20 protein-coding genes and 1 pseudogene are annotated in these 25,933 nt (G+C 42.6%); 15 read left to right on the top strand and 6 right to left on the bottom strand.

The window, feature by feature from the left end:
* Window positions 1-21: 21 nt before the first annotated feature.
* The 4 genes from ACESPU_RS18825 (at window position 22) to ACESPU_RS18840 (ending at window position 8,179) form a co-directional block, all read left to right on the top strand.
* Window positions 22-906 carry an MlaD family protein gene (locus tag ACESPU_RS18825; RefSeq protein WP_005855082.1) on the top strand — a complete coding sequence of 295 codons (885 nt, stop codon included), beginning with the start codon at window positions 22-24 and terminating at the stop codon, window positions 904-906.
* Between the two features lie 366 nt (window positions 907-1,272).
* Window positions 1,273-2,670 (top strand): chromosomal replication initiator protein DnaA, encoded by a 1,398-nt coding sequence (gene dnaA, locus ACESPU_RS18830; RefSeq protein ID WP_008774487.1) that lies wholly within the window; start codon window positions 1,273-1,275, stop codon window positions 2,668-2,670.
* A gap of 257 nt (window positions 2,671-2,927) precedes the next feature.
* Complete coding sequence (locus ACESPU_RS18835) at window positions 2,928-5,468, top strand: adenosylcobalamin-dependent ribonucleoside-diphosphate reductase (RefSeq protein WP_005855085.1); 2,541 nt, start codon at window positions 2,928-2,930, stop codon at window positions 5,466-5,468.
* Window positions 5,469-5,491: 23 nt separating this feature from the next.
* Window positions 5,492-8,179, top strand: coding sequence for a 4-alpha-glucanotransferase (locus ACESPU_RS18840; RefSeq protein WP_158532754.1), 2,688 nt, complete (start codon window positions 5,492-5,494; stop codon window positions 8,177-8,179).
* Window positions 8,180-8,218: 39 nt separating this feature from the next.
* Here ACESPU_RS18840 and ACESPU_RS18845 read toward each other — a convergent pair whose 3' ends face one another.
* Complete coding sequence (locus ACESPU_RS18845) at window positions 8,219-8,590, bottom strand: polymer-forming cytoskeletal protein (protein WP_005855088.1); 372 nt, start codon at window positions 8,588-8,590, stop codon at window positions 8,219-8,221.
* 91 nt (window positions 8,591-8,681) lie between these two features.
* On the opposite strand from ACESPU_RS18845, the gene folB reads away from it, so the two are divergent.
* From folB to ACESPU_RS18865, 4 genes are all read left to right on the top strand, one after another.
* Window positions 8,682-9,050, top strand: coding sequence for a dihydroneopterin aldolase (folB, locus tag ACESPU_RS18850; RefSeq protein ID WP_005855090.1), 369 nt, complete (start codon window positions 8,682-8,684; stop codon window positions 9,048-9,050).
* Between the two features lie 77 nt (window positions 9,051-9,127).
* Window positions 9,128-10,564 carry a monomeric [FeFe] hydrogenase gene (locus ACESPU_RS18855; RefSeq protein ID WP_005855092.1) on the top strand — a complete coding sequence of 479 codons (1,437 nt, stop codon included), beginning with the start codon at window positions 9,128-9,130 and terminating at the stop codon, window positions 10,562-10,564.
* A 5-nt stretch (window positions 10,565-10,569) separates the two neighbouring features.
* Window positions 10,570-11,817, top strand: coding sequence for a PNGase F N-terminal domain-containing protein (locus ACESPU_RS18860; protein WP_048928347.1), 1,248 nt, complete (start codon window positions 10,570-10,572; stop codon window positions 11,815-11,817).
* A gap of 94 nt (window positions 11,818-11,911) precedes the next feature.
* Window positions 11,912-12,556, top strand: a complete 645-nt coding sequence (locus ACESPU_RS18865) for a MarC family protein (protein ID WP_005865493.1) — start codon at window positions 11,912-11,914, stop codon at window positions 12,554-12,556.
* Between the two features lie 426 nt (window positions 12,557-12,982).
* Here the strand turns inward: ACESPU_RS18865 and ACESPU_RS18870 are convergent.
* Window positions 12,983-13,384, bottom strand: a pseudogene (locus tag ACESPU_RS18870) (glycoside hydrolase family 20 zincin-like fold domain-containing protein); the annotation flags it as partial.
* Between the two features lie 184 nt (window positions 13,385-13,568).
* On the opposite strand from ACESPU_RS18870, the gene ACESPU_RS18875 reads away from it, so the two are divergent.
* The 5 genes from ACESPU_RS18875 to ACESPU_RS18895 all read left to right on the top strand — a co-directional run bounded on the left by ACESPU_RS18875 (window position 13,569) and on the right by ACESPU_RS18895 (window position 21,924).
* Window positions 13,569-17,504, top strand: a complete 3,936-nt coding sequence (locus ACESPU_RS18875) for a two-component regulator propeller domain-containing protein (protein WP_057326795.1) — start codon at window positions 13,569-13,571, stop codon at window positions 17,502-17,504.
* A gap of 203 nt (window positions 17,505-17,707) precedes the next feature.
* Window positions 17,708-18,931: a site-specific integrase gene (locus ACESPU_RS18880; protein WP_005865498.1), complete on the top strand. Its 1,224-nt coding sequence runs from the start codon at window positions 17,708-17,710 to the stop codon at window positions 18,929-18,931.
* Window positions 18,932-19,426: 495 nt separating this feature from the next.
* Complete coding sequence (locus ACESPU_RS18885) at window positions 19,427-19,966, top strand: UpxY family transcription antiterminator (RefSeq protein ID WP_005855111.1); 540 nt, start codon at window positions 19,427-19,429, stop codon at window positions 19,964-19,966.
* On the top strand, window positions 19,963-21,099 hold the full coding sequence (locus ACESPU_RS18890; RefSeq protein WP_005865505.1) for an MraY family glycosyltransferase: 1,137 nt from the start codon (window positions 19,963-19,965) through the stop codon (window positions 21,097-21,099). The genes ACESPU_RS18885 and ACESPU_RS18890 overlap by 4 nt, the downstream gene beginning before the upstream one ends.
* Before the next feature lie 99 nt (window positions 21,100-21,198).
* The gene (locus ACESPU_RS18895) at window positions 21,199-21,924 is read left to right on the top strand and encodes a tyrosine-protein phosphatase (RefSeq protein ID WP_005865508.1); all 726 of its coding nucleotides are present in this window, start codon (window positions 21,199-21,201) and stop codon (window positions 21,922-21,924) included.
* On the opposite strand, the gene ACESPU_RS18900 is transcribed toward ACESPU_RS18895, so the two are convergent.
* From ACESPU_RS18900 to ACESPU_RS18915, 4 genes are all read right to left on the bottom strand, one after another.
* A complete protein-coding gene (locus ACESPU_RS18900; protein WP_005865510.1) occupies window positions 21,925-22,440 on the bottom strand; it encodes an N-acetylmuramoyl-L-alanine amidase in 516 nt (171 codons plus the stop codon).
* Between the two features lie 12 nt (window positions 22,441-22,452).
* A complete protein-coding gene (locus ACESPU_RS18905; protein ID WP_005865512.1) occupies window positions 22,453-22,563 on the bottom strand; it encodes a smalltalk protein in 111 nt (36 codons plus the stop codon).
* Window positions 22,564-22,606: 43 nt separating this feature from the next.
* Entirely contained in the window at window positions 22,607-23,080 is a 474-nt protein-coding gene (locus ACESPU_RS18910; RefSeq protein WP_005865514.1) for an HU family DNA-binding protein, read from the bottom strand.
* A gap of 235 nt (window positions 23,081-23,315) precedes the next feature.
* Window positions 23,316-23,576, bottom strand: coding sequence for a DUF4248 domain-containing protein (locus tag ACESPU_RS18915; RefSeq protein WP_009018605.1), 261 nt, complete (start codon window positions 23,574-23,576; stop codon window positions 23,316-23,318).
* A gap of 122 nt (window positions 23,577-23,698) precedes the next feature.
* Here ACESPU_RS18915 and ACESPU_RS18920 point away from each other — a divergent pair, with 122 nt between their 5' ends.
* Together ACESPU_RS18920 and ACESPU_RS18925 are read left to right on the top strand one after the other, a co-directional pair.
* A complete protein-coding gene (locus ACESPU_RS18920; RefSeq protein WP_005865518.1) occupies window positions 23,699-24,508 on the top strand; it encodes a hypothetical protein in 810 nt (269 codons plus the stop codon).
* A 157-nt stretch (window positions 24,509-24,665) separates the two neighbouring features.
* Window positions 24,666-25,901 (top strand): glycosyltransferase family 4 protein, encoded by a 1,236-nt coding sequence (locus tag ACESPU_RS18925; protein ID WP_005865520.1) that lies wholly within the window; start codon window positions 24,666-24,668, stop codon window positions 25,899-25,901.
* Window positions 25,902-25,933: the final 32 nt, after the last annotated feature.

Here is a 25,933-nt window from a genome sequence, read left to right on the forward strand (position 1 = left end):
TATACATTATAAATAAAGGAAATGAAAAGTGTATTCACTAAAGAGGCGAAGATCGGACTTGTGACGATCGTAAGTCTGGCGTTATTGTATTTAGGCATTAATTATCTGAAGGGTATTAACCTGTTTCAACCGGTGAACCATTACTACGTATCATTCAGCAACGTAAAGGGGGTGACGATTTCCAGCCCTGTATTTGTGGATGGTTTTAAGGTGGGATTGGTTCGTGATATTATTTATGACTATGATACGACCGGTAAGATCATCGTTGAGGTTAGTTTGGAAGATAAGATGAGGCTGAATAAGGGAAGTTATATAGCGGTTGTCAATACTTTCTTAAGCGGAGCTGAGTTGCATATTCATTTGAACACTTACGTGGATGACTTTTTGAAGCCGGGTTCTACGCTCGAGGGACGAATGGAAGAGGATATGATGCAATCCGTACAGGAGAAGATCTTGCCAAGCGTTGAGAACCTTTTGCCGAAGATCGACACGATTTTGGGTAGCTTGCAAACCTTGATCGCTCATCCGGCCTTGGCTCAATCCTTGAATCATATCGAAAAAACGACTAGCAACCTAGAGGTGTCTACCCGTCAGTTGAATCAGATGTTGAGTAAGGATGTACCGGGTATCGTGAATAACTTGAAGACGATGACGGATAATTTCTCGGAGGTGAGCGCCAACTTGAAAGAATTGGATTTGGCTACAACGGTCAATTCCATCAATGCGACCTTGGCGAACTTGAAGTTGACTACGGATAAATTGAACTCGACGGATAATAGCATCGGCTTATTGTTGAACGACAAAGGATTGTATGATAATCTGAACAGCACGATGGACAACGCCTCCAAGCTATTGCTAGATTTGAGGGAGAATCCGAAAAGATACGTCCATTTCTCTGTTTTTTGATTATGTTAAAAAATCATAGTATAAAAGACGTTATTTAGAATCATTCTAATTAGACAAAAAGTTAGGGGACTCCTGCTGATTATACGCATAAGGCCTTTAGGTAAAGTGAGATAGATACTTCCTGAGGCCTTATTCCGTCACCGGACGTCAGCGTTTACGCTTTTGTAGAGGTCTCTAAAATAAAGGGTTTTTGAACGTTGGTCGATCTAAATAGCAGTAAATCAGATAGGTATTAGTAACTATCTGAATCTAAAAGGGATATTGAAAATTCATATTTACCAAACAAAATAGCACTTTTTTTTTCGGAATTAATTTCTAAACTTTGTAGTCCGAATGTAAAAAGTATTAGTGGGAGAGAAAGAAAACATGCAGACTGATTATCAAACATTGTGGAATAAGTGCCTTGCGGTCATAAAGGATATTGTGCCTAAGGCAGCTTTTGACACATGGTTCGTACCTATCGTTCCGTTATCATACGAAGACAAGAAGTTTACCATACAGGTGCCTAGTCAATTCTTCTATGAGTATCTGGAAGAGAAGTATGTTAATGTTTTGAAAGTTACATTGTATCGTGTAATCGGTCAAGGAACCATTCTTAACTACCGTATCATGGTGGATAAGACAACTGGTGGTACGGTTGATTATCCGGCGGAGAATGCTTCCACCGCTGTAAAGAAAGTCACTCCCAAGGACGCTAACAAGGCTCCGAATCCATTTATGACGACTGCTCCGCAGGATTTGGACCCTCAGTTGAACCCGAAGTATAATTTTGATAATTATTTCGAGGGTACGAGCAATAAGCTGGTTCGTACGGCGGGTGAGGCTGTTGCCCAGAATCCGGGAAAGACTACGTTTAACCCGTTGTTTATTTTTGGTCCGTCAGGAGTGGGTAAAACTCACTTATGCCATGCGATCGGAACCCGTATCCGGGAGTTGCATCCGGAAAAGAAAGTGTTATATGTATCTTCGCATTTGTTCCGGGTACAGTTTACAGATGCTATCCGTAAGAATACGACTAATGACTTCTTGAATTTCTATCAAAATATCGATGTGCTGCTGTTGGATGATATACAGGAGTTGATCGGTATGGATAAGACTCAAAATACATTCTTCCATATTTTCAACCACCTGCACCAGTTAGGTAAGCAGCTTATCTTGACTTCTGATAAACCTCCTGTGGATTTGCAAGGGATGGAAGAGCGCTTGATCACCCGTTTAAAATGGGGATTGACGGCTGAGTTGAGCCGTCCGGATCTGGATCTACGTAAAAAGATACTGAAGAATAAGATCAACCATGACGGAATCATGATTCCGGATGAGGTCTTTAACTTTATCGCTAATAATGTGACGGAGAATGTCCGTGACTTAGAAGGTATTCTCGTCTCTTTAATGGCTAATGCGGTTATCAATAATCGTGAGATCGATCTGCCGTTGACGAAACGTGTGGTTAGCCAAGCGGTTCGGTTGGAGAAGAAACAGATCTCCGTACAGATGATTCAGGAGATCGTTTGCAAGTATTTCAACTTGGAGCAATCGGTTATCCAGACTAATTCCCGTAAACGTGAGATCGTGCAAGCCCGTCAGATCACGATGTATTTGGCGAAAAAATATACGGACTCCTCTTTTTCCCATATTGGAAAGATCGTAGGAAAGAAAGACCATGCGACGGTCTTGCATGCTTGTAAGACGATCAAAGACCAGATTGAGACTAGTAAGTCTTTCCGGTCTTCCGTAGAGGAAATCGAGGTCTTGCTCAAGAACTAAATTAAGAATCCCTATATAGTAGGATAAGGACGTCTCTTTAAAGAGGCGTCCTTCTTTGTTTTGGAAGATCCGTATAAGTGTTAAGTTTTCTTTTTGGAAAACTATTTGATGCTTAGTTTTGTTTAAGTAGTTGAAAATGTGGGGTTGCGAGTTTGGTTTTGGAAAACTTTTCAATAAGTATTCTTTTTAACGTAGGGTAATTTGGATAACTGGTAAAGTATGCGTAAACTTGCAGTCGCAAAATAAATATAATAATTGTGGATCGTAAAACTTACACTTTTGACGAAGCGTTTAAGGCTTCATTGGATTACTTTACCGGTGACGAGCTCGCCGCTAAAGTATGGGTAAATAAATATGCCTTGAAGGATGCGTTTGGAAATATCTATGAGGAATCTCCGAATGATATGCATCATCGCTTGGCAAGTGAGATTGCCCGTGTGGAAAAAAAGTATCCGAATCCGTTGTCGGAACAAGAACTTTTCGACCTGTTTGATCATTTCCGCTACATCGTTCCGCAAGGAAGTCCGATGACGGGAATTGGCAATGATTATCAAATTGCCTCACTCTCTAATTGTTTTGTTATCGGATTGGACGGGCAAGCGGATTCGTATGGTGCGATTATTCGTATTGACGAAGAACAGGTACAATTAATGAAGCGCCGTGGTGGTGTAGGCCATGATCTTTCGCATATTCGCCCGAAAGGTTCTCCGGTTAAGAATTCTGCGTTGACTTCTACCGGGTTGGTTCCGTTTATGGAACGTTATTCGAATTCCACCCGTGAGGTGGCCCAAGATGGCCGTCGTGGAGCTTTGATGCTGAGCGTTTCTATTAAACATCCGGACTCGGAGGCGTTTATCGACGCTAAGATGACGGAAGGTAAGGTTACAGGTGCAAATGTATCTGTGAAGATTGATGATGATTTCATGAATGCCGCGGTTAATGGCGGTACCTATAAGCAACAATATCCAATTGATTCGGATTCTCCCGTTTATGTGAAGGATATCGATGCTTCTGGCTTATGGAAAAAAATTATTCATAACGCTTGGAAATCCGCTGAACCGGGTGTGCTATTCTGGGACACGATCTTACGTGAGTCTGTACCAGACTGCTATGCGGATCTGGGGTTCCGTACGGTTTCCACGAATCCTTGTGGCGAGATACCTCTTTGTCCGTATGATAGTTGCCGTTTGTTAGCGATCAATTTATATTCATATGTGGTAAATCCGTTCACTCCGGACGCTTATTTCGATTATGATTTGTTCAAGAAGCATGTAGGTTTGGCCCAGCGGATTATGGATGATATTATTGATTTAGAGTCGGAGAAGATCGAGATGATCTTGGCTAAGATCGACTCGGATCCGGAATCCATGGAGGTAAGACAAACAGAGCGTCATTTGTGGGAAAAGATCCAACGAAAGACTTTGCAAGGACGCCGTACAGGTGTGGGCATTACGGCGGAAGGCGATATGATTGCCGCTTTAGGTTTGCGTTATGGAACAGAAGAAGCAACCGATTGTGCGGAACTTATACAAAAGACATTAGCTTTGGCCGCTTATCGTTCATCCGTAATGTTGGCGAAAGAACGTGGTGCCTTTGAGATATTCGATGCGAAGCGTGAGGAAAAAAATCCGTTCATCAACCGTTTGCGTGAGGCTGATCCTGCTTTATATGAGGATATGTTGAAATACGGCCGTCGTAATATCGCTTGCTTAACAATCGCTCCGACGGGAACGACTAGCTTGATGACACAGACCACTTCCGGTATAGAGCCGGTATTCTTGCCGGTATATAAGCGCCGCCGCAAAGTAAACCCGAACGATTCCGAGGCTCGTGTGGATTTCGTGGATGAGACAGGCGACGCTTTCGAGGAGTATATCGTATTCCATCATAAGTTTGTAACGTGGATGCAAGCGAATGGTTATTCGGCAAGTAAGAAATATACACAAGAAGAAGTGGAGGAGCTAGTTGCTAAGTCTCCTTATTATAAAGCGACTTCCAATGATGTCGATTGGTTACAAAAAGTCCGTATGCAAGGACGCATTCAGAAATGGGTGGACCATTCTATCAGCGTAACGATCAATTTGCCGAACGATGTAAGTGAGGAGTTGGTAGACTCTTTGTATGTTGAGGCATGGAGATGCGGATGTAAAGGATGTACTGTTTATCGAGATGGTTCTCGTTCCGGTGTCTTGATTGCGACAGATAAAAAGAAGAAAAAAGAGGATTGCAACTGCATGCAACCACCGGTTATCGTATCTACCCGTCCTCGTGAATTGGATGCGGATGTGGTAAAATTCCAGAATAACCGTGAGAAATGGATCGCTTTCGTCGGCTTGTTGAATGGCCGTCCGTATGAGATCTTTACCGGTTTGGCCGATGATGACGAGGGTATCATGTTACCTAAAAACGTTTCTAAAGGTACGATCATCAAGAGCTATGATGAGGATGGTAATAAGCATTACGACTTCCAGTTCAAGAATAAACGCGGTTATAAAATGACAATCGAAGGCTTGGATGGCAAGTTTAATCCGGAATATTGGAACTACGCTAAATTGATTTCCGGTGTGCTCCGTTACGGAATGCCTATCGATCAGGTTATAAAACTGGTACAGGGTATGGAGTTGAATAGCGAGTCTATCAATACTTGGAAGAATGGCGTGGAACGGGCCTTGAAGAAATATTTACCGAACGGCATGGAAGCGAAAGGGCAGAAATGTCCGAACTGTGGGTTGGAGACCTTGATTTATCAAGAAGGTTGTTTGATCTGCACGAATTGCGGAGCCTCTAAATGCGGTTAAATAATTGACTAAATCTATATACCATGAAAGTCACTTTTAATATAAACTTCCATACCGTTTGGGGACAGAAGTTATGTGTAGTGGGCTCCATACCGGAATTAGGCTCTTGGGAACCTGCTTTGGCTAAGGAGATGAATTACTCTGGGGATGGAAACTGGAAACTGGAACTGGATCTTCCACCCGATATAAAAGATATAGAATATAGATATTTCTTAAGTGTTAATGATAAGCAGATCTTTGAGGAGTGGGAGAAGAATCACCGGATTGTATTGGATGGACAATCTGATTCTTACATCCTTTATGATTATTGGCAAATCCGTCCGGATAATCTAGCCTTTTATTCTTCGGCTTTCACCAAAAGTTTATTCGCTCATCCCTGCAATACACATGAGAGGGTCGTTAGAAGTGGAAGAAAATTGGTGATAAAGATATCCGCTCCCCGGGTGGAAAAGAATCAGTGTGTAGCCATTACTGGAAATCAAGAATGCTTAGGTAACTGGCATCCGGACAAGGCTTTATTGCTGAGTTGCGATACTTTCCCGGAATGGCATATTGATTTAGACGCTGCGGAGATACGGTATCCTTTAGAATATAAATTTTTGGTTTGGGATAATGATTCCCGTCAACCTTTGTATTGGGAGAGTGATGAGAATCGTATTCTAAGTCTTGTTCCCCAGAAACAGGGTGAGACCGTTGTTATATCTGGTCTTTACTTCCGGGATAGCTTACCGTTATGGCGTTGTGCCGGCTCGGTTATCCCCGTCTTTTCCTTGCGCTCGGAAAAGAGCTTTGGAGTAGGTGATTTGGGAGATTTACACATGTTGGTGGATTGGGCTAGAAAGACGCACCAACGTATCATTCAAGTATTACCTATGAATGATACGACGATGACCCATACTTGGGTGGATTCCTATCCGTATAGCGCTATTTCTATTTATGCCCTTCATCCCATGTATGTGGATTTATCGGCTTTGGGGACCTTGCAAGATCCGGAGAGAGCTGCTTTTTATGCAGGGAAGCAAAAAGAATTAAACGCAAAAGATACGGTTGATTACGAGGAAGTACTGAAATATAAATTGGGTTATTGTCAAGAATATTTCGCAGGGGAGGGTAAGGCCGTATTAGATACGCCGGAGTTTAAAGAGTTCTTGGCGCAAAATGAGTCATGGTTGATGCCTTACGCTACTTATTGCTTCTTGCGGGAAAGTTATGGGACATCGGATTTCTCTCAATGGCAAGGTAATTCTACTTACAATAAGACACGTGTTCGCGCCCTATGCCGGGAAGATAGTGACGCATGGCCGGAGATCTCGTTCTCTTATTTCTTGCAATATGTATTGCACAACCAGTTCAAGTCGGTATCGGATTATGCCCGTAAGAATGGAGTTGTATTGAAAGGTGATTTACCCATTGGCGTGAGCCGCACTAGTGTAGAGGCTTGGACGGAACCGAAATATTTTAATATGAATGGTCAAGCGGGTGCTCCCCCCGATGACTTTTCCATGAACGGTCAGAACTGGCTGTTCCCGACTTATAACTGGGATGCGATGGAGAAAGATAATTTCTCTTGGTGGAAAAAACGCTTCGCTAAGTTAAGTGATTATTTCGATTGTTTCCGTATAGATCACATCTTGGGATTTTTCCGAATATGGGAGGTTCCTTGTGAATATGTGCAAGGGCTTTGTGGTCATTTCAATCCAGCGTTGCCGTTCTCGAGAGAAGAGATCGAGCAGTATGGATTGAATTTTAACGAGTCTCGTTTCACGACCCCACATATCAATCGACAATTCTTATCGGAATTGTTTGAGGAAAATACAGAAGAGGTGATAGGTGCTTATTTGGCACAATCCTCCTCCCGGCATTATGTGTTAAAACCGTTCTGTGATACGCAAAGGAAGATTGAGGCGTTGTTTGCGGATAAGGCGGATCCTGTTTCCCTACGGATCAAGAATGGCCTGTTTACGATTGCGAATGAGGTATTATTTCTTCGTGACCCAAGAGAGACCGATAAGTTTCATCCCCGGATCTCGGCGAATCAATCCTATATCTATCGGGAATTGAGTGGTTCCGACCGTTATGCGTTCGATCAGTTATACTGGCATTTCTTCTATCATCGCCATAATGATTTTTGGAAGGCGCAAGCGTTTAAGCGTTTGACACCGTTGGTTGCGTCCACGGAGATGTTGGTTTGTGGAGAGGATCTCGGTATGATCCCCGCCTCTGTTCCCGAGGTTATGAATAAGTTGCAAATACTAAGCTTGGAGATTGAGCGTATGCCGAAGAGCCCACAGCGGGAATTTTCCGATATGTTCAATCTGCCTTATCATTCGGTTTGTACGACTTCTACACATGATATGACTCCTCTTCGTAATTGGTGGAAAGAAGATACGGAGAAGACACAGCGTTATTACAACCATGTATTGCAACGGATCGGTGAGGCCCCGGATGAATGTACGGCTGAAATCGTTGCCCAGATTATTTCTAATCATTTGAAGACTCGTTCCATGCTGACGATTATTCCGTTGCAGGATTGGTTTGCTATGGATGATTCTATCAAGCGGAAGGATATAGAATCCGAGCGTATTAACGTTCCTGCGAATTCAACGCATTATTGGCGCTACCGGATGCATATTACGTTGGAACAGCTTTTACAGGCTGATAACCTGAATAATAAGATAGTCTCGTTGATAAAAGAGGCTGGACGAAAATAAGAAAGACTAAGGGCCGTATCGAAAAGTGCGGCCCTCAGTCTATTTGTCTGCTTTCTTTTTCTCGGAACACATCGAGCAGGCTCCGTTGAACCGTGCGTTTGGTTCGATCTCTAGGGATTGGGTATATATATCTCCCTTGATAATTGCTGTTGATTTTAGAATAAGCTTTGCGCTTACTTTTACGGAGCCATCTACCTCACCGAGAATCTCAGCATTCTCGGATACGATATTGCCTGTTACGCTACCTTTGGGGCCGATAACGATCTTGCCGTTGCAACTGATATCTCCCTCTACTTTTCCATCCAAGCGAAAGTCTGTCTCTGTGATAATATTACCCTTTATCGTTGTCCCCGCAGCCAAGGCGTTGTGTAATCCGCCTGCGGAATTTTCATCTTTTTGTTTTATTCCCATCATAATGTGTTGTTACTTGGTTGACAAATATAAGACTATTTTTTTGCAGGAAGGTTTACTTTCTATACATTTACAGATAAATTAAAAGATTATGACAACAAAGATTGAATTACGAAGGATGACATTCTATGCCTATCATGGCGTGGCACCCCAAGAGACCCGGGTTGGGAATACTTTTATCGTAGATTTGATACTGACAGCTCCGTTGGAGAACGCGGTATGGAGCGACGATTTAAGCGATACGATCAATTACGCCACAGTATATGAAACCGTGAAAGCAGAAATGGCTATCCCCTCGAGACTTCTCGAGCACGCGGCGGGGCGTATCTTGAAGGCTTTGAAAGAGAGATTTCCACAGATCACGGAGGTGGAACTTGTCTTGTCTAAATTAAATCCTCCGTTTGGCGGAGATATTCATAGTGCTTCGATAATTCTTAAAGAAAGCTTTCTTTCTGTTTAGAAACTTTTATTTACCTTCGCGTTTGTAAAGAAGTGATGCGATATACGATATACTAAAAGCACAAATACGATAACATTATGGCATTTACCAACAACGTAATGATTGTTCGTCACGGATTGCTGGCGAAGTTAGTAAAGCTCTGGAAAGAAAACCGTCTTCTAGAAGAAATTGATCGCTTGCCGATCGAGTTGAGTCCCCGAAAATCGAAAGTGAGGGGCCGTTGCTGTGTACATAAGGAACGTGCCGTCTGGAAATACAAAACCTTGCCTTTGCTTGGTTTTGATATGCAGGACGAGGAAGATGAGTTGACACCGCTTTCAGAGTATGCGAAGCGTGCCTTGTTCCGCTCGGAGAATAAGAAGGAAAATATCATGTGTGTAGTGGATGAGGCGTGTTCCTCTTGTGTCTCCGTGAATTATGAGATCACGAATCTTTGCCGGGGTTGCGTGGCTCGTAGTTGTTATATGAACTGCCCGAAGGACGCTATCCGATTCAAGAAAAACGGTCAGGCCGAGATTGATCATGAAACTTGTATCAGCTGTGGTAAATGCCACCAAAGTTGTCCGTACCATGCCATCGTTTATATCCCGATCCCTTGCGAGGAAGTTTGTCCGGTTAAGGCGATCAGCAAGGACGAGTATGGGGTGGAGCATATCGACGAGTCTAAATGTATATATTGCGGTAAATGTGTGAATGCTTGTCCGTTCGGTGCTATCTTCGAGATCTCGCAAGTATTCGATATCTTGCAACGCTTGCGGAATAAGGAACAGATGGTAGCGATTGTCGCTCCGTCTATCTTAGCTCAGTTTAGCGCTCCGAAGGAAAAAGTGTATGGCGCTATCAAGTCCTTGGGATTCGAGGAAGTGGTCGAGGTGGCGCAAGGCGCTATGGAAACCACCCGTCATGAGGCGGAAGAATTGATCGAGAAATTGAAAGAAGGACAACCGTTCATGACCACTAGTTGCTGTCCGTCTTACGTGCAATTGGCCGAGAAACATATCCCGGATTTAAAGAAATACATCTCTTCTACTGGATCTCCGATGTATTATACGGCCCGTATCGTGAAGGAAAAATATCCGGATGCGAAGATCGTGTTTGTTGGCCCGTGCGTGGCGAAACGAAAAGAGGTGAAACTAGATCCGTGCGTGGATTTTACACTTACGTTTGAGGAAGTAGGTTCCGTATTGGAGGGATTGGGTATCAAGATCGAGGAGGCCCAGCCTTTCTCCGTATTATTTAACGCTGTCCGTGAGGCGCATGGCTTCGCCCAAAGTGGTGGTGTGATCAACGCCGTTAAGGTTTATTTGAAGGACGAGAACGTAAATGCCGTGCAGGTAGCCAACCTGACAAAGAAAAATGTGGCATTATTACGCGCTTACGCTAAAACCGGAAAGGCTCCCGCGCAGTTTATAGAAGTGATGGCTTGCGAGGGCGGTTGTGTGACCGGTCCTTGTACGCACGCCGATAAGACTGCCGGACAAAAGCAGCTTATTAAGGAGCTTACTAAATTCTAGACAAAATGATTAAAAAATTGGCTTTATTTGTCTCCTTGACGGGAGTTTTTCTATGTACCGCTTCTTGCGGACATAAAGAATTACCGTCGATGGGAGATTATTCCGTACAGGTATTTAATGATACCCGCATACGTTTCGCTCCGGATGTATATCCCGCCGCTTTTAACGCTCCGGGACCGGACAGTATCTATCATTTGGTGAATGGCCGTATTATCTTGAAGAAGGTAACATTGCCGAAATATAAGCGAAACGTTTCCGTCAAACTCCGGGTTACGGTAGCTTCGAATGGAGATCGCTGGGATAAATCCGGGTCTTGTTTTGTATTGCCAAATGCCTCGGGCATTAATTTGTTGAATATCGCTAAAGGCGAGAAGGAGTTTCCTGCGGTGGATAGCGTGAAACTGGAGAAGATGATCGGTATCATCCCCGGGACGGATTATCAACCTACCGTGGAATTGATGCGTTTCATGACTCCGTTCGGAGTAGGGCATTACAGTAGTCCCGAGGATAGCTTGACGAAACATCGTAAACCGGTGTATGTCGACCATTGGGAAGATAGCGTAAGCTGGGAGCAAGACATAACCGATTTGTATCCTCTTTTGGAAGGTGGTGCTTATGTTGGAATCTTTATCGATACATGGACACCGGAAGGATACGTCGCAAGCATGACGATTGATGTGGATGAGTCCGATCTGACTTGCGACGCTTTGCCGAAGAAACATGTAGAGCCGTTGATGAATACGGTTTATTATATCGGGCAGGAATATCCGGATATATTCGCCCGGAAGGACGTGTCATTGGATTTTGATATTCCTCAAGGCGCACGTGATGTCCGTCTGAAATATATCGTTACGGGACATGGCGGTCATTCCGGCGGGGATGAGTTCGTGGAAAAACAGAATATTGTTTCCGTTGATGGAGTTCCAGTCTTGGATTTTGTTCCTTGGCGTACGGACTGCGCTTCTTTCCGTCGTTTTAATCCGGCTACCGGGGTTTGGTTGAGAAAGCGTCTGGCTTCCTATATCACCGAGAAGGGATATTCGGAGAAAGAAGTAGAGGAACCCTTGGCGTCTTCGGATCTTTCCCGCTCTAATTGGTGTCCCGGATCGGATGTGATACCGGAAGAGGTAGCGTTGAAAGATATCCAACCCGGCCATCATACGCTGACGGTGAGTATTCCGGAAGCGGCAGAAGTGGATGGGAATAAGCTGAATCATTGGTTGGTCTCAGCCTATTTGGTCTGGGATGAGTAAATAATGTGATAATATGTTATGTACCAATGTGCCAATCATTCTCTCTTCAACTAATTGGCATATTGGCACATTAGCCAATTAAAAAATTATTGATATGGAAGACTTGTTACCTTTCGCCCTATTATGTTTCACTTCGTTTTTTACGTTGACCAATCCACTCGGTACGATGCCGGTTTTCTTGACCATGACCAATGGTATGAATGACCATGAACGGAAAGCGATTGTCCGAAGGGCCACGATCGTGTCGTTCATCACCTTGATGGTTTTTACTTTCTCCGGTCAGTTCCTGTTTAAGTTCTTTGGTATCTCCTCAAACGGCTTTCGCATAGCTGGCGGCTTTATTATCTTCAAGATCGGGTTTGATATGCTTCAGGCACGCTATTCCAACGCAAAGTTGAAAGAGGAAGAGGTGAAAACCTATGCGGATGATATATCCATTACTCCTCTGGCGATTCCGATGTTGTGTGGTCCGGGAGCGATCGCCAACGCAATCATGCTTATGGATGACGCTTCGACATTCACCTTAAAGGGTACGTTGATCGGAATAATCGCATTGGTCTATTTTATCACATTCTTGATCTTGCAAGCTTCTACCCGGCTGGTACGTATATTGGGAGAGACTGGAAATAACGTGATGATGCGTTTGATGGGATTGATACTGATGGTGATCGCCGTGGAATGTTTCGTAAGCGGATTGAAGCCTATCTTGATCGATATCTTGCGTGAGGCGATGGGCTAACAAATTACCAGACCAGCTTCTTTCTGCGATGGGCGCTAAATATTGGAATAACCTTTTCTTATCCTCATCGCAATCGGAGATATTTGCTTTCCAGATAAGTCGCTCTGCTTGGAACGGGAGATACGATATGATATCATGGGTGTGTGTTGTCCCGTTTGAGATCGTGATCTTCTTGGATTTAGCATACAGGTTCATATCCTTCATTTTTTGCTGTCCTTCAGGTGTCGTATCATGAACTTCTTGTGTGAAATGAAGTCTGTTTATTTTTAACATGGCTAGGTGATCGATCAATTCTTTGAGATTATCCTTCGAGATGAGAGTGAAAGGTGTGTGTATTGCCACGGTCCGATTGCTGTATCGGGGGCCATCTAGTATGGTCATTCCCGGTACGTTCCATTGAATATTCTCTACCTGAGTTTGGCTGTTTATTGCTGGAGGAAGCAGAAAACGTAAGGTTTGCATTGCGTAAAAGAAACCTTTTTGTCCGGATGCTTTTATTAGAATACAAGAGGGGGCTATATTCAGTTTATAATGTTCGGCCGCTAGTTCTCTGTCTGTGCGGAATATGATATTGGCTCGTTTGTCTTGTATTTTTATTTCCGGGGTGAATCCGGCGGAAAGCGTGAATAGATCGGTCAACTCCCGAGCGATCATAGCCTGTTTTTCATTTTCTACACTGATGAGGGTTGCCTTGTTGAATGTGAAATCACCTTTGTCTGATACACTTTGCAAGGGGAAAGGAATGATCTCCGGTTTTTCGTCCGGAAGGAAACATTTTACAAGTATCATAACCAAAATAATAAAATATATACCCGTTGTACGTAACATAAGAATAATTTTTAATGATATGCTTTTTTGTTTAATTTTTCACTTGCTGCAAATCTATGCTTTAAGGATATTTTCTTGGGTCCAAAATCGTCCGTGAAAATTCAAAAAACGTTTTTTTAGACTCTGCAAGCCTTATATTTCGGACGATTTAGTATTTTTGCCGAACAATGGGTGATATACAACTATGCGAGTATTTTGGAGGTTTTTACAATTATATCTATTGCTGTTTTTTGTGTGTTTAGCGGAGTCTCTTTATGCAGCTCCTAAGTATTATTTTAAACAAATTTCTTTGGAAAACGGATTATCGCAGTCTTCCGTGAAATGTGTACTGGTAGATGAAAGAGGTGTTATGTGGATTGGTACCCGGTTTGGGTTGAATCGTTTCGATAGGGAAAAAATAACCGTTTATCAGGAGGAGAGAGAGAATCCGAATTCTCTTCCTTATAATGATATTGTTTTTTTAGAGGAAGATGCGGAGGGGAATGTTTGGGTAGGAACTAGTCGCGGATTGGCATATTTCGATCGTGGTACTCGAAAATTTGTACGTCAGGAAATAGACGGTCAACCTTTGGTCGCTGCTTGTAGCCTCCTCATGCCGGAAGGAATCTATTTTTTAGGGAAGCAAGGTGTTTTTTGTTATTCCTATGCGGAAAAGAAAATGATCCGGTGTAAGTTCAAGGAAAGTCCGTTTGAATTTTCGCCTAATTATGTTTATTTGTATGACGAAAAAGAGAGGAAGGTCATACTGTCTTTTCTGGAAAAAGGGCTTTGGTGGTATTCGCTAGACACCGGAGATATGGAACGTGTGTCGTTTATCCCCAAAGGGAATATCCCCTCCATGTATATAGATTCATTCAAGAGAATATGGGTGGCTATCTATAATAAAGGTGTTTTTTGTTATGATCGAGAGGGGAGATTGCAGGAGCATTTGGAAACCCCGGAGAGATTGACTCATAATATCGTGCAAGATATGTGCGAGAAAGATGGCGAACTTTGGCTGGCGACGGACGGAGGTGGTATCAATATATATAATTACAAAAATAAGACCGTAAGAGCGATTATGCATCTTCCGGGCGATCGCCATTCGTTGCCGGTAAATTCTTTCGCCTGTCTGTATATCGATGATGAGGATAATGTTTGGGCGGGCAGTATCAGGGGAGGATTGATCGGCATCAAACCTGTTTTTATGACGACTTATCGGGATGCTCCTCCCGGGGCTTCTTACGGTTTGAGTTTTCAGTCGGTCACTTCCATGTATGAAGATCGTGATGGGAAAATCTGGATAGGAACGGATGGGGGAGGTCTTGATTTGTTTGATCCGCAAAAAGAGACTTTCCGGAAATATCCTCAGACTGCGGGGATGAAGGTGGTGTCTATCATGCCGTATAGCGATTCGGAATTGTTGTTATCTTTGTTTGGTGTAGGGCTTTATCATTTTAATAAAAATACAGGAGAATGCCGGGAGTTTTTGTTAAATTGGGGGCATGTGCGAAAGGATTTATTCTTACGAGGTAATTCGATTCGTTTATTTCCTTTAGACGAGGACTGTTTTTGTCTTTTATCCGATAATCATTTGTCTGTGTATAATCGGCGGAAACAACAATTTGAGCCTTTACCGGAAGATCTGTTACCGCAAAGTTTGCTTGCACCCCGTTTCATACAAGGCGATTCTTGTTACATAAGTTCTTCCGCAGCTTTGTATGTGTTGGATATCCCGCATAAGCAACTACGTCCGTTATTTGTGAGGAATGAGGATATCGGTACGATACTTGCGGTAAAACAAGATAAAGATAACCGTTTTTGGTTGGGGACATCTTCCGGTCTATATGTTTATGACCGTCTCTCGGAAAGATTGGACACGGTTGATCAGGATCGTTTTATTGGGGTAACGTCTCTTGCGTTTGATCGTTCTGATCGCCTTTGGATAAGTACTCATGAAGGGTTGTATGCGTATGTACCGGATGAGAAGCGTGTAATCGTTTTTGGGGAATCTGACGGTGTCTTTACACGTGAGTTTCTTCCGGAACCTGCTTTTGAGGCTTCTTCCGGTAATATTTATATTTCTGGGGTGGAAGGGCTGGTTAGGATACGGCCCGACTATGACATTCATGAGGAAGAGGATTTTTCTGTAAGCATGATTAATTTGGCTTTAGATGGGGCTCCGATTCATCCCGATGGTATATCCGGGGAACAGGCTATTTCCATTCCGTGGGATTATGTTTCTTTTGGGTTAAGTGTTATCGTGAAAGAGAAGGATTTGATGCGGAAGAAATTATTCCGTTTTTACATCAAGGGAGACCGTGAGGAGTTGTTGGAGACTTCAAGCCATGCATTTACATTTCCGGCGCTTTCTCCGGGCAACTATGAATTATGGGTTTCCTATAGCAAGAAGAATGGAGACTGGAGTGTTCCTTTGAGATTATTGGCAGTAGATGTGGAGCCTCCTTTGTGGAGATGCGCTTGGTTCCTGATTGCGATGGGGGTGATTGTGTTTGCGGCAATTGGAGGGATGATCTGGTCTGTTATGCGACGCAAAGAACGGAAACTTGCTTGGGCCATGAAAGAACATGAACGAAAGTTTTATGAGGAAAAAGTCCGTTTCATGGTGAACATCAGCCATGAATTACGTACGCCGCTTACTTTGATCTATGCTCCGCTCAAACGTTTGCTGAAATCCGGAAAGGTGACGGATAAAGATGTATCCCGGCAATTGGATGGTTTGTTGTTGCAAACTTGCCGGATGCGGGAGATCGTCGATATGGTGCTCGATGCCCAGAAGTCTGATACGAACGGCGATGTTATGGATATTCGTTTTTACGATCTTAACGATTGGATACGATCGGTAACGGATGATTTTATCATGGAATTCGAAGCCCGTAGGATTTCTGTGCGGTTCCAGTTGGATGCTTCAGTAGAGAAAGTACCCTTTGATACTTCCAAATGCCGTGTCGTTTTATCTAATTTATTGATAAATGCGATGAAATTCAGCGATCCGGATACCTCATTAGTCATTGGTACGGAGCGTATGGATAAGAATGTGCGGGTTTTCCTTGCGGACCAGGGGATCGGATTGAGACATGTGGATATAAACCGTCTTTTTACCTGTTTTTACCAAGGTGAACACGACCGTAAAGGGAGTGGGATCGGGTTGGCTTATGCCCGGAAACTTATAGAGTTGCATGGCGGAAGTATAGGTGCTTACAATAATGAGGATGGAGGTGCCACTTTCTATTTCGACCTTCCTTTCACGCAAGCGTTTGTTGCCGCGGAACCGGATAGGGTTATCGATTTAAGCGTGAAGGGCACTGACATGCCGGAAACAGATGTGTGCGGAGTACAGGTAGATACGGAGCTTGCTAAATATACATTGTTGGTGGTTGAAGATGAGATAGAGCTGCGTAACTACTTACTCGGTGTCTTGCAGGCAGAGTTTAAGGAGGTTTTTGTAGCCGGAGACGGGGAAGAGGCTTGGGAAATCTTGAGGCAATGTCAGCCGGATATTGTAATCAGTGATGTCATGATGCCTCGGACTGATGGTTTTGAGCTGTGTTACCGAATCAAGAACGACGTAGCGGTTAGCCATATTCCTGTGGTTCTATTGACCGCTAGGGTGGATCAAGCAAGTTCGGTAGAGGGGTATAAATCAGGGGCGGATATCTATTTGGCGAAGCCGTTTGATATAGATTCCTTGTTGGTGATTCTACGGAATATATTGAGACAGCGAGACCTACTTCGTGTGCGTTATCGTGAGTCCGGTTGTCTATTCTCTCCAAAAGAGGATGCGACAAGCAATGCGGACGAACAATTCATGTGTAAATTGAATACGTTGCTTCGGGAGAACTTGAGTAATCCGGATTTGAATGTGCCTTTTATCGCCTCTGCGATGGCGATGAGTAGAACGACGCTTTATAGCAAGTTCAGTCATTTGTCGGATGTCTCGGTTGGTGATTATGTGATTCGGTTTCGTATGGTCGAGGCTTCTCGGTTGCTTTCATCTCATAAGGATATCAGTATTCAGGAAGTAGCGGACCGTGTCGGTTTTTCCAGCGCTCGTTATTTTAGTACGGCTTTTAAACAAAGCTATGGGGTCACTCCAACCGAATATCGTCGAAATAATTAAGTGTTAGTTGCAGACTATTCTTTTCATAAATTCAATCTTTTTAGCAAAATCTGATAGATATCTCCTATAAACAACTTTTTGGGTGAGTCATATGTTTTAAATAGCTCCTGAATGAGGACATTATGATAGATTTTCTATGATAATTATTATTGTCTACCTATTGACATTTCGGGTTGGCTAGTGTAAAATTGGCTTAAAAAAGTATGGCTACAATAAAAGTAAAGTTTCGTCCATCGACGGTGAGAGGCAAAGCGGGTGTTGTCTGTTACCAACTTTGTCACAGACAGGAGAATAGGCAAATAACTACCGATATGCGGATATTTCCTCATTGGTGGAATGGGGAGAAACGAGAGTTGGTTGTTACGCCTGACAATGAAAAAACTATTTTTTCTTATCAGAAACGAATAAATGCGGACTTAGCTGCGATCCGGAAAATCATTCGGGAATTAGATGCTGTAGGGAATGAATACACCTTGTCCGATGTGATCGGGAGATTTCGATCTCCAAAAACTGAAACCGGAATGTTGGACTATTTGAGAAAAGAGATTGGACTCCTTCATGATAGCGGTCAATTCAGTACTTCCCGTAATTATTTACGAACATTGAACAGCTTTTCCTCTTTTTTAGAGAATTGTGATATACCTCTCACCGCATTAGACTCCGATACGGCTTGCAAATATGAGAAATGGCTATGGGGAAGGAGAGTGAGTAAGAATAGTAGCTCATTTTATATGAGAATCTTGCGTGCCGCTTATAATAAAGCTGTACAAGAGCAACTTGTGGAGCAAGCTTTTCCTTTTCATGAGGTATATACCGGGATCGCCAAGACATCGAAACGTGCCGTTAGTGAAAAGACCATTTTGAAATTGCAGAGACTTGACCTGTCTTATTCATCGGCTTTGGCTCTCTCCCGGGATTTGTTTGTATTCAGCTATAGTACTCGAGGGATGGCGTTTGTGGATATGGCTTATTTGAAAAAAGAAAATATAGGTAAAGGGGTAATTACTTACTGTCGCCATAAGACCGGTCAAAACCTGACGTTGCGTATTGAACCTTGTATAGAGGCGATCTTGAGACGATATCTATCGGACTCTTCGAAAACTCCCTATGTATTTCCAATCATTACCGATGAAAATCCGGATCGGGCTTATTTGCAATACCAAACGGGATTGAATTACCATAATCAGAAATTAAAGCGATTGGGGAAGTTAATCGGTGAGACATTGCCTCTATCTTCATACACTCCCCGCCATAGTTGGGCTACCGCTGCACGCAATCATAATATCCCTGTTGCGGTTATCAGCGCAGGAATGGGACATACCTCCGAGAAAACAACTCTTATTTATTTGGACTCTTTGGATAACTCGTTGATAGACAATGCGAATAATGGGATTTTAAAAGATCTAAATTCTACTGTCTCTTGGTAAGAAATCTTAGAAATACGTCGCAAATGTAATTATAATCTGCAAAACAAAAAAATAAAGGGGGGATTTTTGGATATAAATTGTATCCTCTGTTGATGTAACTCGTTAACAAATAGCGTATATAAATACGTTAATTGTTTTCTTCTCTATTATTCTTTGTCTGGTCTGGAAAATGAGAGTGTATACTTTTTTCGACAACAACCTTATCTTTTTTCGAGTATCAAATTGAGTAAACCGAGTAAAAAAGTAGTTTATATATATATTATATATTTGATAATAAGATAAATAACTATTTGTACTGTTTCTTACCAAGAAACGGTAGAAATATAGGGTTAGGGTTTCCCATTCACTGTAGTCAGGAATGGTCCTCATTTCGGAATTTTATATAAAAATAGCCGGATTAACCTTGATTGCTGTATATCCTTTAATCAAAAAATAAGGAAATACAGGAATGGAAGGTATATCCTCTTTGTACATGAATAAAAACGGTATAATTCATTGAAAACAATAACACTTGACGGCAACCATTGGTTTGCGCTAAAAGTATTTTATAACAAAGTTTTTGAGATCGAGGAATCCCTCAAGAAGGATGATATCGATTGCTATTTCCCTTGTGAGGATGCGGTGGTCATGCGGAATGGAGTAAGAAAGATCATACGTAAACCAATTATCAGTTCAATCCTGTTCTTTCATTCTACGACATTGCGTGCGATGGAGATACAGAGGCAATTCACGGACAAGGTGATCCTGTATACAAGAGATAAGGAATTGAAAAAGGTGCCACTTATCATTCCGGACCGGGAGATGAATATTTTCATGTTGGTCACGTCATCCGGCGAGAAAGGAATGGAATATTTGGGGGCTGACAGTACCAAGTTTTGTCGGGGAGAACGTGTGAGAGTGATTGACGGGAAATTCAAGGGGGCGGAAGGATATATCTGCCGGATCAAGAAAAACAGCCGTTTGGTTGTCGCCATTCAGGGGGTCTGTGCCGTAGCGACCTCCTATATCCCACAAAGCTTTATTCAAAAAATATGAGAACGATAATAGAGACCGGTCTTTTTTTATCAGGTGGTTTTTTGATATCCATTTTACAGGGATTGATACTTATCCCCAATATCTTGTTGATCTCCTATAAGAAACGATTGTTTGATCAGCCCGACGAGCGTAAGGTGCATTCCATACCTGTTCCCCGCTTGGGAGGTATCTCTTTCTTCCCGGCGATACTCGTGTCGCTCTGTTTGATAATCGGTCTGTTCCATTGCGTTGGGATTCCGATAGCTCGTTTGCTAACCGATCGAAGTTTGTTGGAGTTACTGTTTTGGGTCAGTGGTTGTATGCTACTTTATCTCATTGGTGTGGCAGATGATCTGGTGGGTGTCGGTTATCGTTACAAATTTGTTGTTCAGGTTTTTACGGCGATCCTATTGGTGTTGCCGGGGGCATGGATTAACTCGTTAGGCGGTTTGTTCGGAATTTATATGCTTCCTTCGTGGGTGGGTATTCCTTTGACGGTTTTGATAGTCGTTTATATAACCAACGCTATTAACCTGATTGACGGTATAGACGGCTTGGCTTCCGGCTTGAGTTGTATCGCGCTTACCGTATTGGCGGCTATCTGTATATCTAACGGATCTTATTTTTATGCATTGTTGGCGTTAGCTACGTTAGGTATATTGATACCTTTCTGGTTCTATAACGTTTTTGGCAACGCTCAGCGTGGGCACAAACTTTTCATGGGGGATACAGGAAGCTTGACGATCGGTTATATCCTCAGCTTCTTGGTAATACAACTAAGTGTCGTACATTCAGATGGGGAGGTCCGGACAAACCCTTATATGGTTATAGCATTCTCGACGCTCCTGGTTCCTCTTCTTGATGTCTTCCGTGTGGTGTTGCATCGATTACGTAAAGGCAGGAATCCCTTCTTACCGGATAAGAATCACATCCATCATAAGTTGTTGCGGACTGGTATGCGTGTCCGTACGGTATTGGTGACGGTCCTGTTAATCTCCTTCTTTTTCATAGGGATGAATATCCTGCTGTCCCCGGTTTTAAATCTTACTTGGTTATTGGTACTAAATATGTTGTTGTGGGCATTGATACATCTTATCATCAACCGGTGCATCATCCTTTACAAGGAAAAAAGTAGCATCAATGAAATCAATTAATTTTATATCAATAAGAGTTCTCATTATTCGTAACCGTTATGGCTACAAATATGGCTACCATTACGGCTACGCTGGATATACGAAAGAGGAATAAATAGGATGTGGTTTTTCAAAAAGCAGACCAGTCTTGTGGGAAGCGGTATTTTGGAGGGATTTACTGATTACCATTCACATATATTACCCGGGGTGGATGATGGTATACAGACGTTGGGTGAATCTTTGGATACGTTGGATTGTTTGGAGAAACTAGGAGTTAAATCTATTTGGCTTACTCCCCATGTCATGGAAGACATTCCCAACACGAGCGAGAAATTGAGAGAACGTTTCCAGCTTCTTCTTCAATATTATTCCGGAGGTATAGCTCTCCATTTAGCTGCGGAATACATGTTGGATAACTTATTTGAGGAGCGACTGGCCTCGGAAGACTTGTTGCCGATTGGCAAGGCTCAAAAACATTTGCTAGTGGAGACTTCCTATTTTAATCCTCCGATGGGATTAAATAATATTCTGCTTCGGATCAAGGCAAAAGGCTATATACCTGTACTGGCGCATCCCGAACGATATACCTATATGAATGAGAAAGATTATTGGCGATTGAAAGGTATGAACGTGAGGTTCCAATTGAATCTCCTTTCCTTGATTGGTGCATATGGTCCGGAGGTTCGAGGTAAGGAGGAGTGGCTACTGAAAAACGGCTATTATCAACTCTGTGGAACTGATATTCATAGCCTTAAGCTTTGGAAAGAAAGTGTTATGAAGAAAAGAATATCGGGAAATGTCTCTCGAATGTTGCAAGGCATCATAGCGACACATTTCCCGGGATAGTTAATGGAACAAGTAACGATATTCATCGCACGAGAAGCAGGGACAAGCTTTCTTTACGCCGGGCAAGTCACGATGCCCCACGATAAGCGCATGAGGAAAGAGCGTGTGGAGTTTCCACAGGAGTTCCCTCAATTGCTCCTTCTGTTCCGGGGTACGGGTATCGGCGGTTTTGCCGCTTTCATCCAATCCGCCTTCATAACAAATACCTATGCTGCAACGATTGAGTCCACGGACATGGGCACCTACTTCCAGCAGTCGGCGATGCTGTGTCACGATTCCACTCCTGCGGATATAGAAATGATAGCCGATGGTACGGAATCCCCGTACCTTATGGTCACGGAGAAGCTGTTCCACCGTATAGTCACGGTCACTTTGGGTAGCGGAACAATGTATGACGATGAAGCGGACAGAGTCCGCCCCATTCATCATTAATCCGCTTTCCACTTGCGTCAGCAGGGTACGCTCGTTGAGCGTCTCTTCTCCGCCGACAATCATGGGAAATGTTTCTTGCGTCATTGTCACTAGAATTTAGAAGTGAGAAACACAGGAAGATACACCTAATGCCGTTAAGGCTGCGATAATAGCCTGTACGATAGCTTGGACTATTTTCTTCCAATCGATTTTACTTGATTTGCTCATGTCTGTTCAAATTTTGAGGTAAATAATGTATAGTTTATGAAAATCAGATCTCACCGGGGCTTTCGGAATCCCCTTCCTCGGGAGTTACGATAGGTACCCCACCCTTAAAGTCGATTCTCACCAAATTGGTTTTCTCGGGCAGGAGCGCATAACGGAACGTCCCGTTAAGGATCGTATACTCGGCGTTAAACGCCGGTCGGATACTTTTCACCAGCTTGGCTGTCACCTCCTTGGGTGTGCTTACGCTTTTCTCGGTGAGCAACTCGTTGTAGAAGATGCCCAATCCGTCCAGCTTGATCTTGTAACCAAGCGCCATGTGGGTTTGGCAGAAATAAGCGAGACGTTCGATGACCCCGATCACGTCGGCTGGTGTCAAGGCCGACTCTTGTGCGATCTGGGTAGCCACCTGCTTGGTAGTGATTGTACCATAATAATAAGCTTGAGCACTGTAAACAGTTTCTCCCTTACGAGGGCCAATGTTCAAATCGATTTTTCTAGCATAAAAAGGCTGTGCCATAATGTTAAAATTTTAATAGTGAATACTCTGTTATTTTTATCAATGTCATTGACTGATACAAAAGTAAGGAAGTCGAAAACCTTACTTTCCGATGCTTTCGGTTTCATTCCGGTTGTTTCGTTTAAGGCATTTCCGAAGTGAATAACTAATGGCTTGTCAAGTGAATAACTAACGGCTATACCTAGTGAATAACTAGCGGCTCGGGAAGTGAATAACTAATGGCTTCAGTCCCCGCTTACGGTTCACCGAGATACTGTACGATGATGCCTATTTGCCTAGGTGTAAACGTCTTGTTATAAGTCTTATAGTACGCTCCTTTCAATTCGGCGATCAGGTGGGGGTTATGCTTCATTAAGTTGCGGAGGTTTGCGATGGCAGATTCCTCGTTGACCGTATCCGGAAAATAGAGCCTCGCCAACTCCCTTTTGGAGTACGGGCGGATTCGGAAATTCGTGTTGTTCATATTAAAAAAGAGTTTTAGGTGAAAACTGTTCATTGCTTTTACATCCGGATGATATTGCGAAACTATATAGTTTGTGACAAAGCGTGGAATATCTGCAAAAAATATCTAAACACTTCAAAAACAATCAAGGGGTAATTCTCTCCATATAATATACAATGAATAAAGAAGAATATAAAAAATCACTTCACCGTCATTATCCCGAAGAACCGGACAATGTGTTGGAGTTGGCATGGCATTTCCACGGTATGGAGAAAGCGAAGAAATATATAAAATTGTTGGAGACATGTAATCATAATGCCGATTTAGCGATAAAAGCCATTCGGGCGATGTACGTGTCGTGTGACATAGATGCGGTCAAGGCCGTTAGTGAAAAATTTATTACGGTTTTACTGCCTTTCACTTGTATGGAAAAAACAGCCAAGCCCCATTCCGTGACCTTCCATGTGCGGAAAATGCTGGACGATTGTGATGTAAAGGCTGAGCGTAAAACAGAGGAAGCTCGGTTACGACAAGCCTGTCTTACCCGGCAGCGAGCCAATAGTCCTTCTCGAACTGCGGATGTAACCATACAGATCCGGTTCCAAACAGATAATGAGGATTTGATTCGTCAAATCATGCAGTTGGCTTCGGCAAGTAATGCTGTACTAGTTAAGGTTGAAGAGAGTGATTTGGAAATTGGAGGTAACTATTGCGAATCGACACAGGGTTGGGATGATGCCCAAAATATCTCCATGTCTCTTAATGATTATTATAATGTTTCCCAAGTTTTCGATCCCCCCGGAACTTTAAATTGGTTTCAACTGGAGGGTGCGGCAAAAGATATGCTGGTAACTATCGCCAATCTACGTTCTATCTTTGGAGAAGAAGATCCGGAGGTGGAATACATATCTATATATAAAGGTATAAGAAGTTTGTCACTGAGTCATGCACAAAGATTGGCTGAGTGTGAGATGAGTGGTTGGTAGTCAAATTAGGGCTCAATCATAGTATAATCAGTACAGTGAAGTTACAAGATAAGTAGACTTGGGATTATCTGACGTTTAATTTTTAACATAACACTAGATAGGTACTATAAAAGTGCCTATACATTGGTGTATACTCTAATTTGAGCACTAAACGAAAATGATAAATGTTCTTGTAAATGCCTATGCTGTCAATCCTTATTGGGGCAGCGAACAAGGAATGGGGTGGAATTGGGTTGTCAACATCGCCAGATACTGCAATGTGTATGTGATAACTGAGGGTGAATTTCGGGATAACATAGAGGAGGCTATGATGTCACTTTCTCAAAAGGATCATCTTCATTTTTATTACAATCCACTTCCCACTAAAGTGAGAAAGATGTGTTGGAACCAAGGTGACTGGAGGTTTTACTGGTATTATCGGAACTGGCAAAAACAAACGTTGAAAATAGCGAAACAAATTATAAAAAATAACCGAATAGATATTCTTCATCAACTGAATATGATTGGATTTCGTGAACCAGGTTATTTGTGGAAGATCAAAGAAGTTCCTTTTGTTTGGGGACCCATCGGAGGGATGGAATTGATGCCAATGGAATATCTGCTAGGAGTTCCAATGAAGCAGAGGTTGTTTAATTATCTTAAAAATATAATTAACCAATATCAATACTTATATTCGTCAAGGGTTCATGCAGCCATTCAAAAAGCGGATATATTAATTTCCGCTGTAAAAAGTGTCAGTGATATCCTATCGAATCACTATCAGAAAAACAGTTTACTAATCAATGAAACTGGAATTGACTCCAATTCTACTTTTCGGAGAAAAACAAGTAAATCTGACGAGCCTTTTAAAATTATATGGATAGGAAAATTTGACTTTCGCAAACAACTTCCAATAGCGATTAAATCAATAACAGCCATGAATCAGCGGAATGTGGAACTGCATATTTGTGGTACAGGGAACGATGATGCCGTGAATGAAATGAAACGTATGGCCGAAATTTGTGGAATAGCCTCGAAATGCCACTGGCATGGGAATGTGTCTCATGATAAAATTCTGAAGATGATGGCTTCATCTGATTTGATGTTTTTTACTTCAATCATGGAAGCTACATCCACGGTGGTGCTTGAAGCCATAACGGTAGGATTGCCGATACTGTGTTTTAACACTTGCGGTTTTGGTCCTATAGTAAAAGATTTTGCAGGTATTACAGTTGAATTATCTAATCCTTATAAATCAGTTCAAGATTTTGCTCATGAACTTTCACTATTATATCAAAACCGAGCTGTCTTGAATGACATATCAACCAGAATGTTAGAAAAGAGACAAGAGCTAACATGGGAAGCAAAAGCAAAAAAGTTAGTAAGGCATTATGAGGAAATATTAAAAAAATAATTTCTTCTGACTGATTAAGTTTACTTATTGAT

It is taken from the genome of Parabacteroides sp. 20_3 (assembly GCF_964238835.1).
Taxonomy (GTDB): domain Bacteria; phylum Bacteroidota; class Bacteroidia; order Bacteroidales; family Tannerellaceae; genus Parabacteroides; species Parabacteroides distasonis.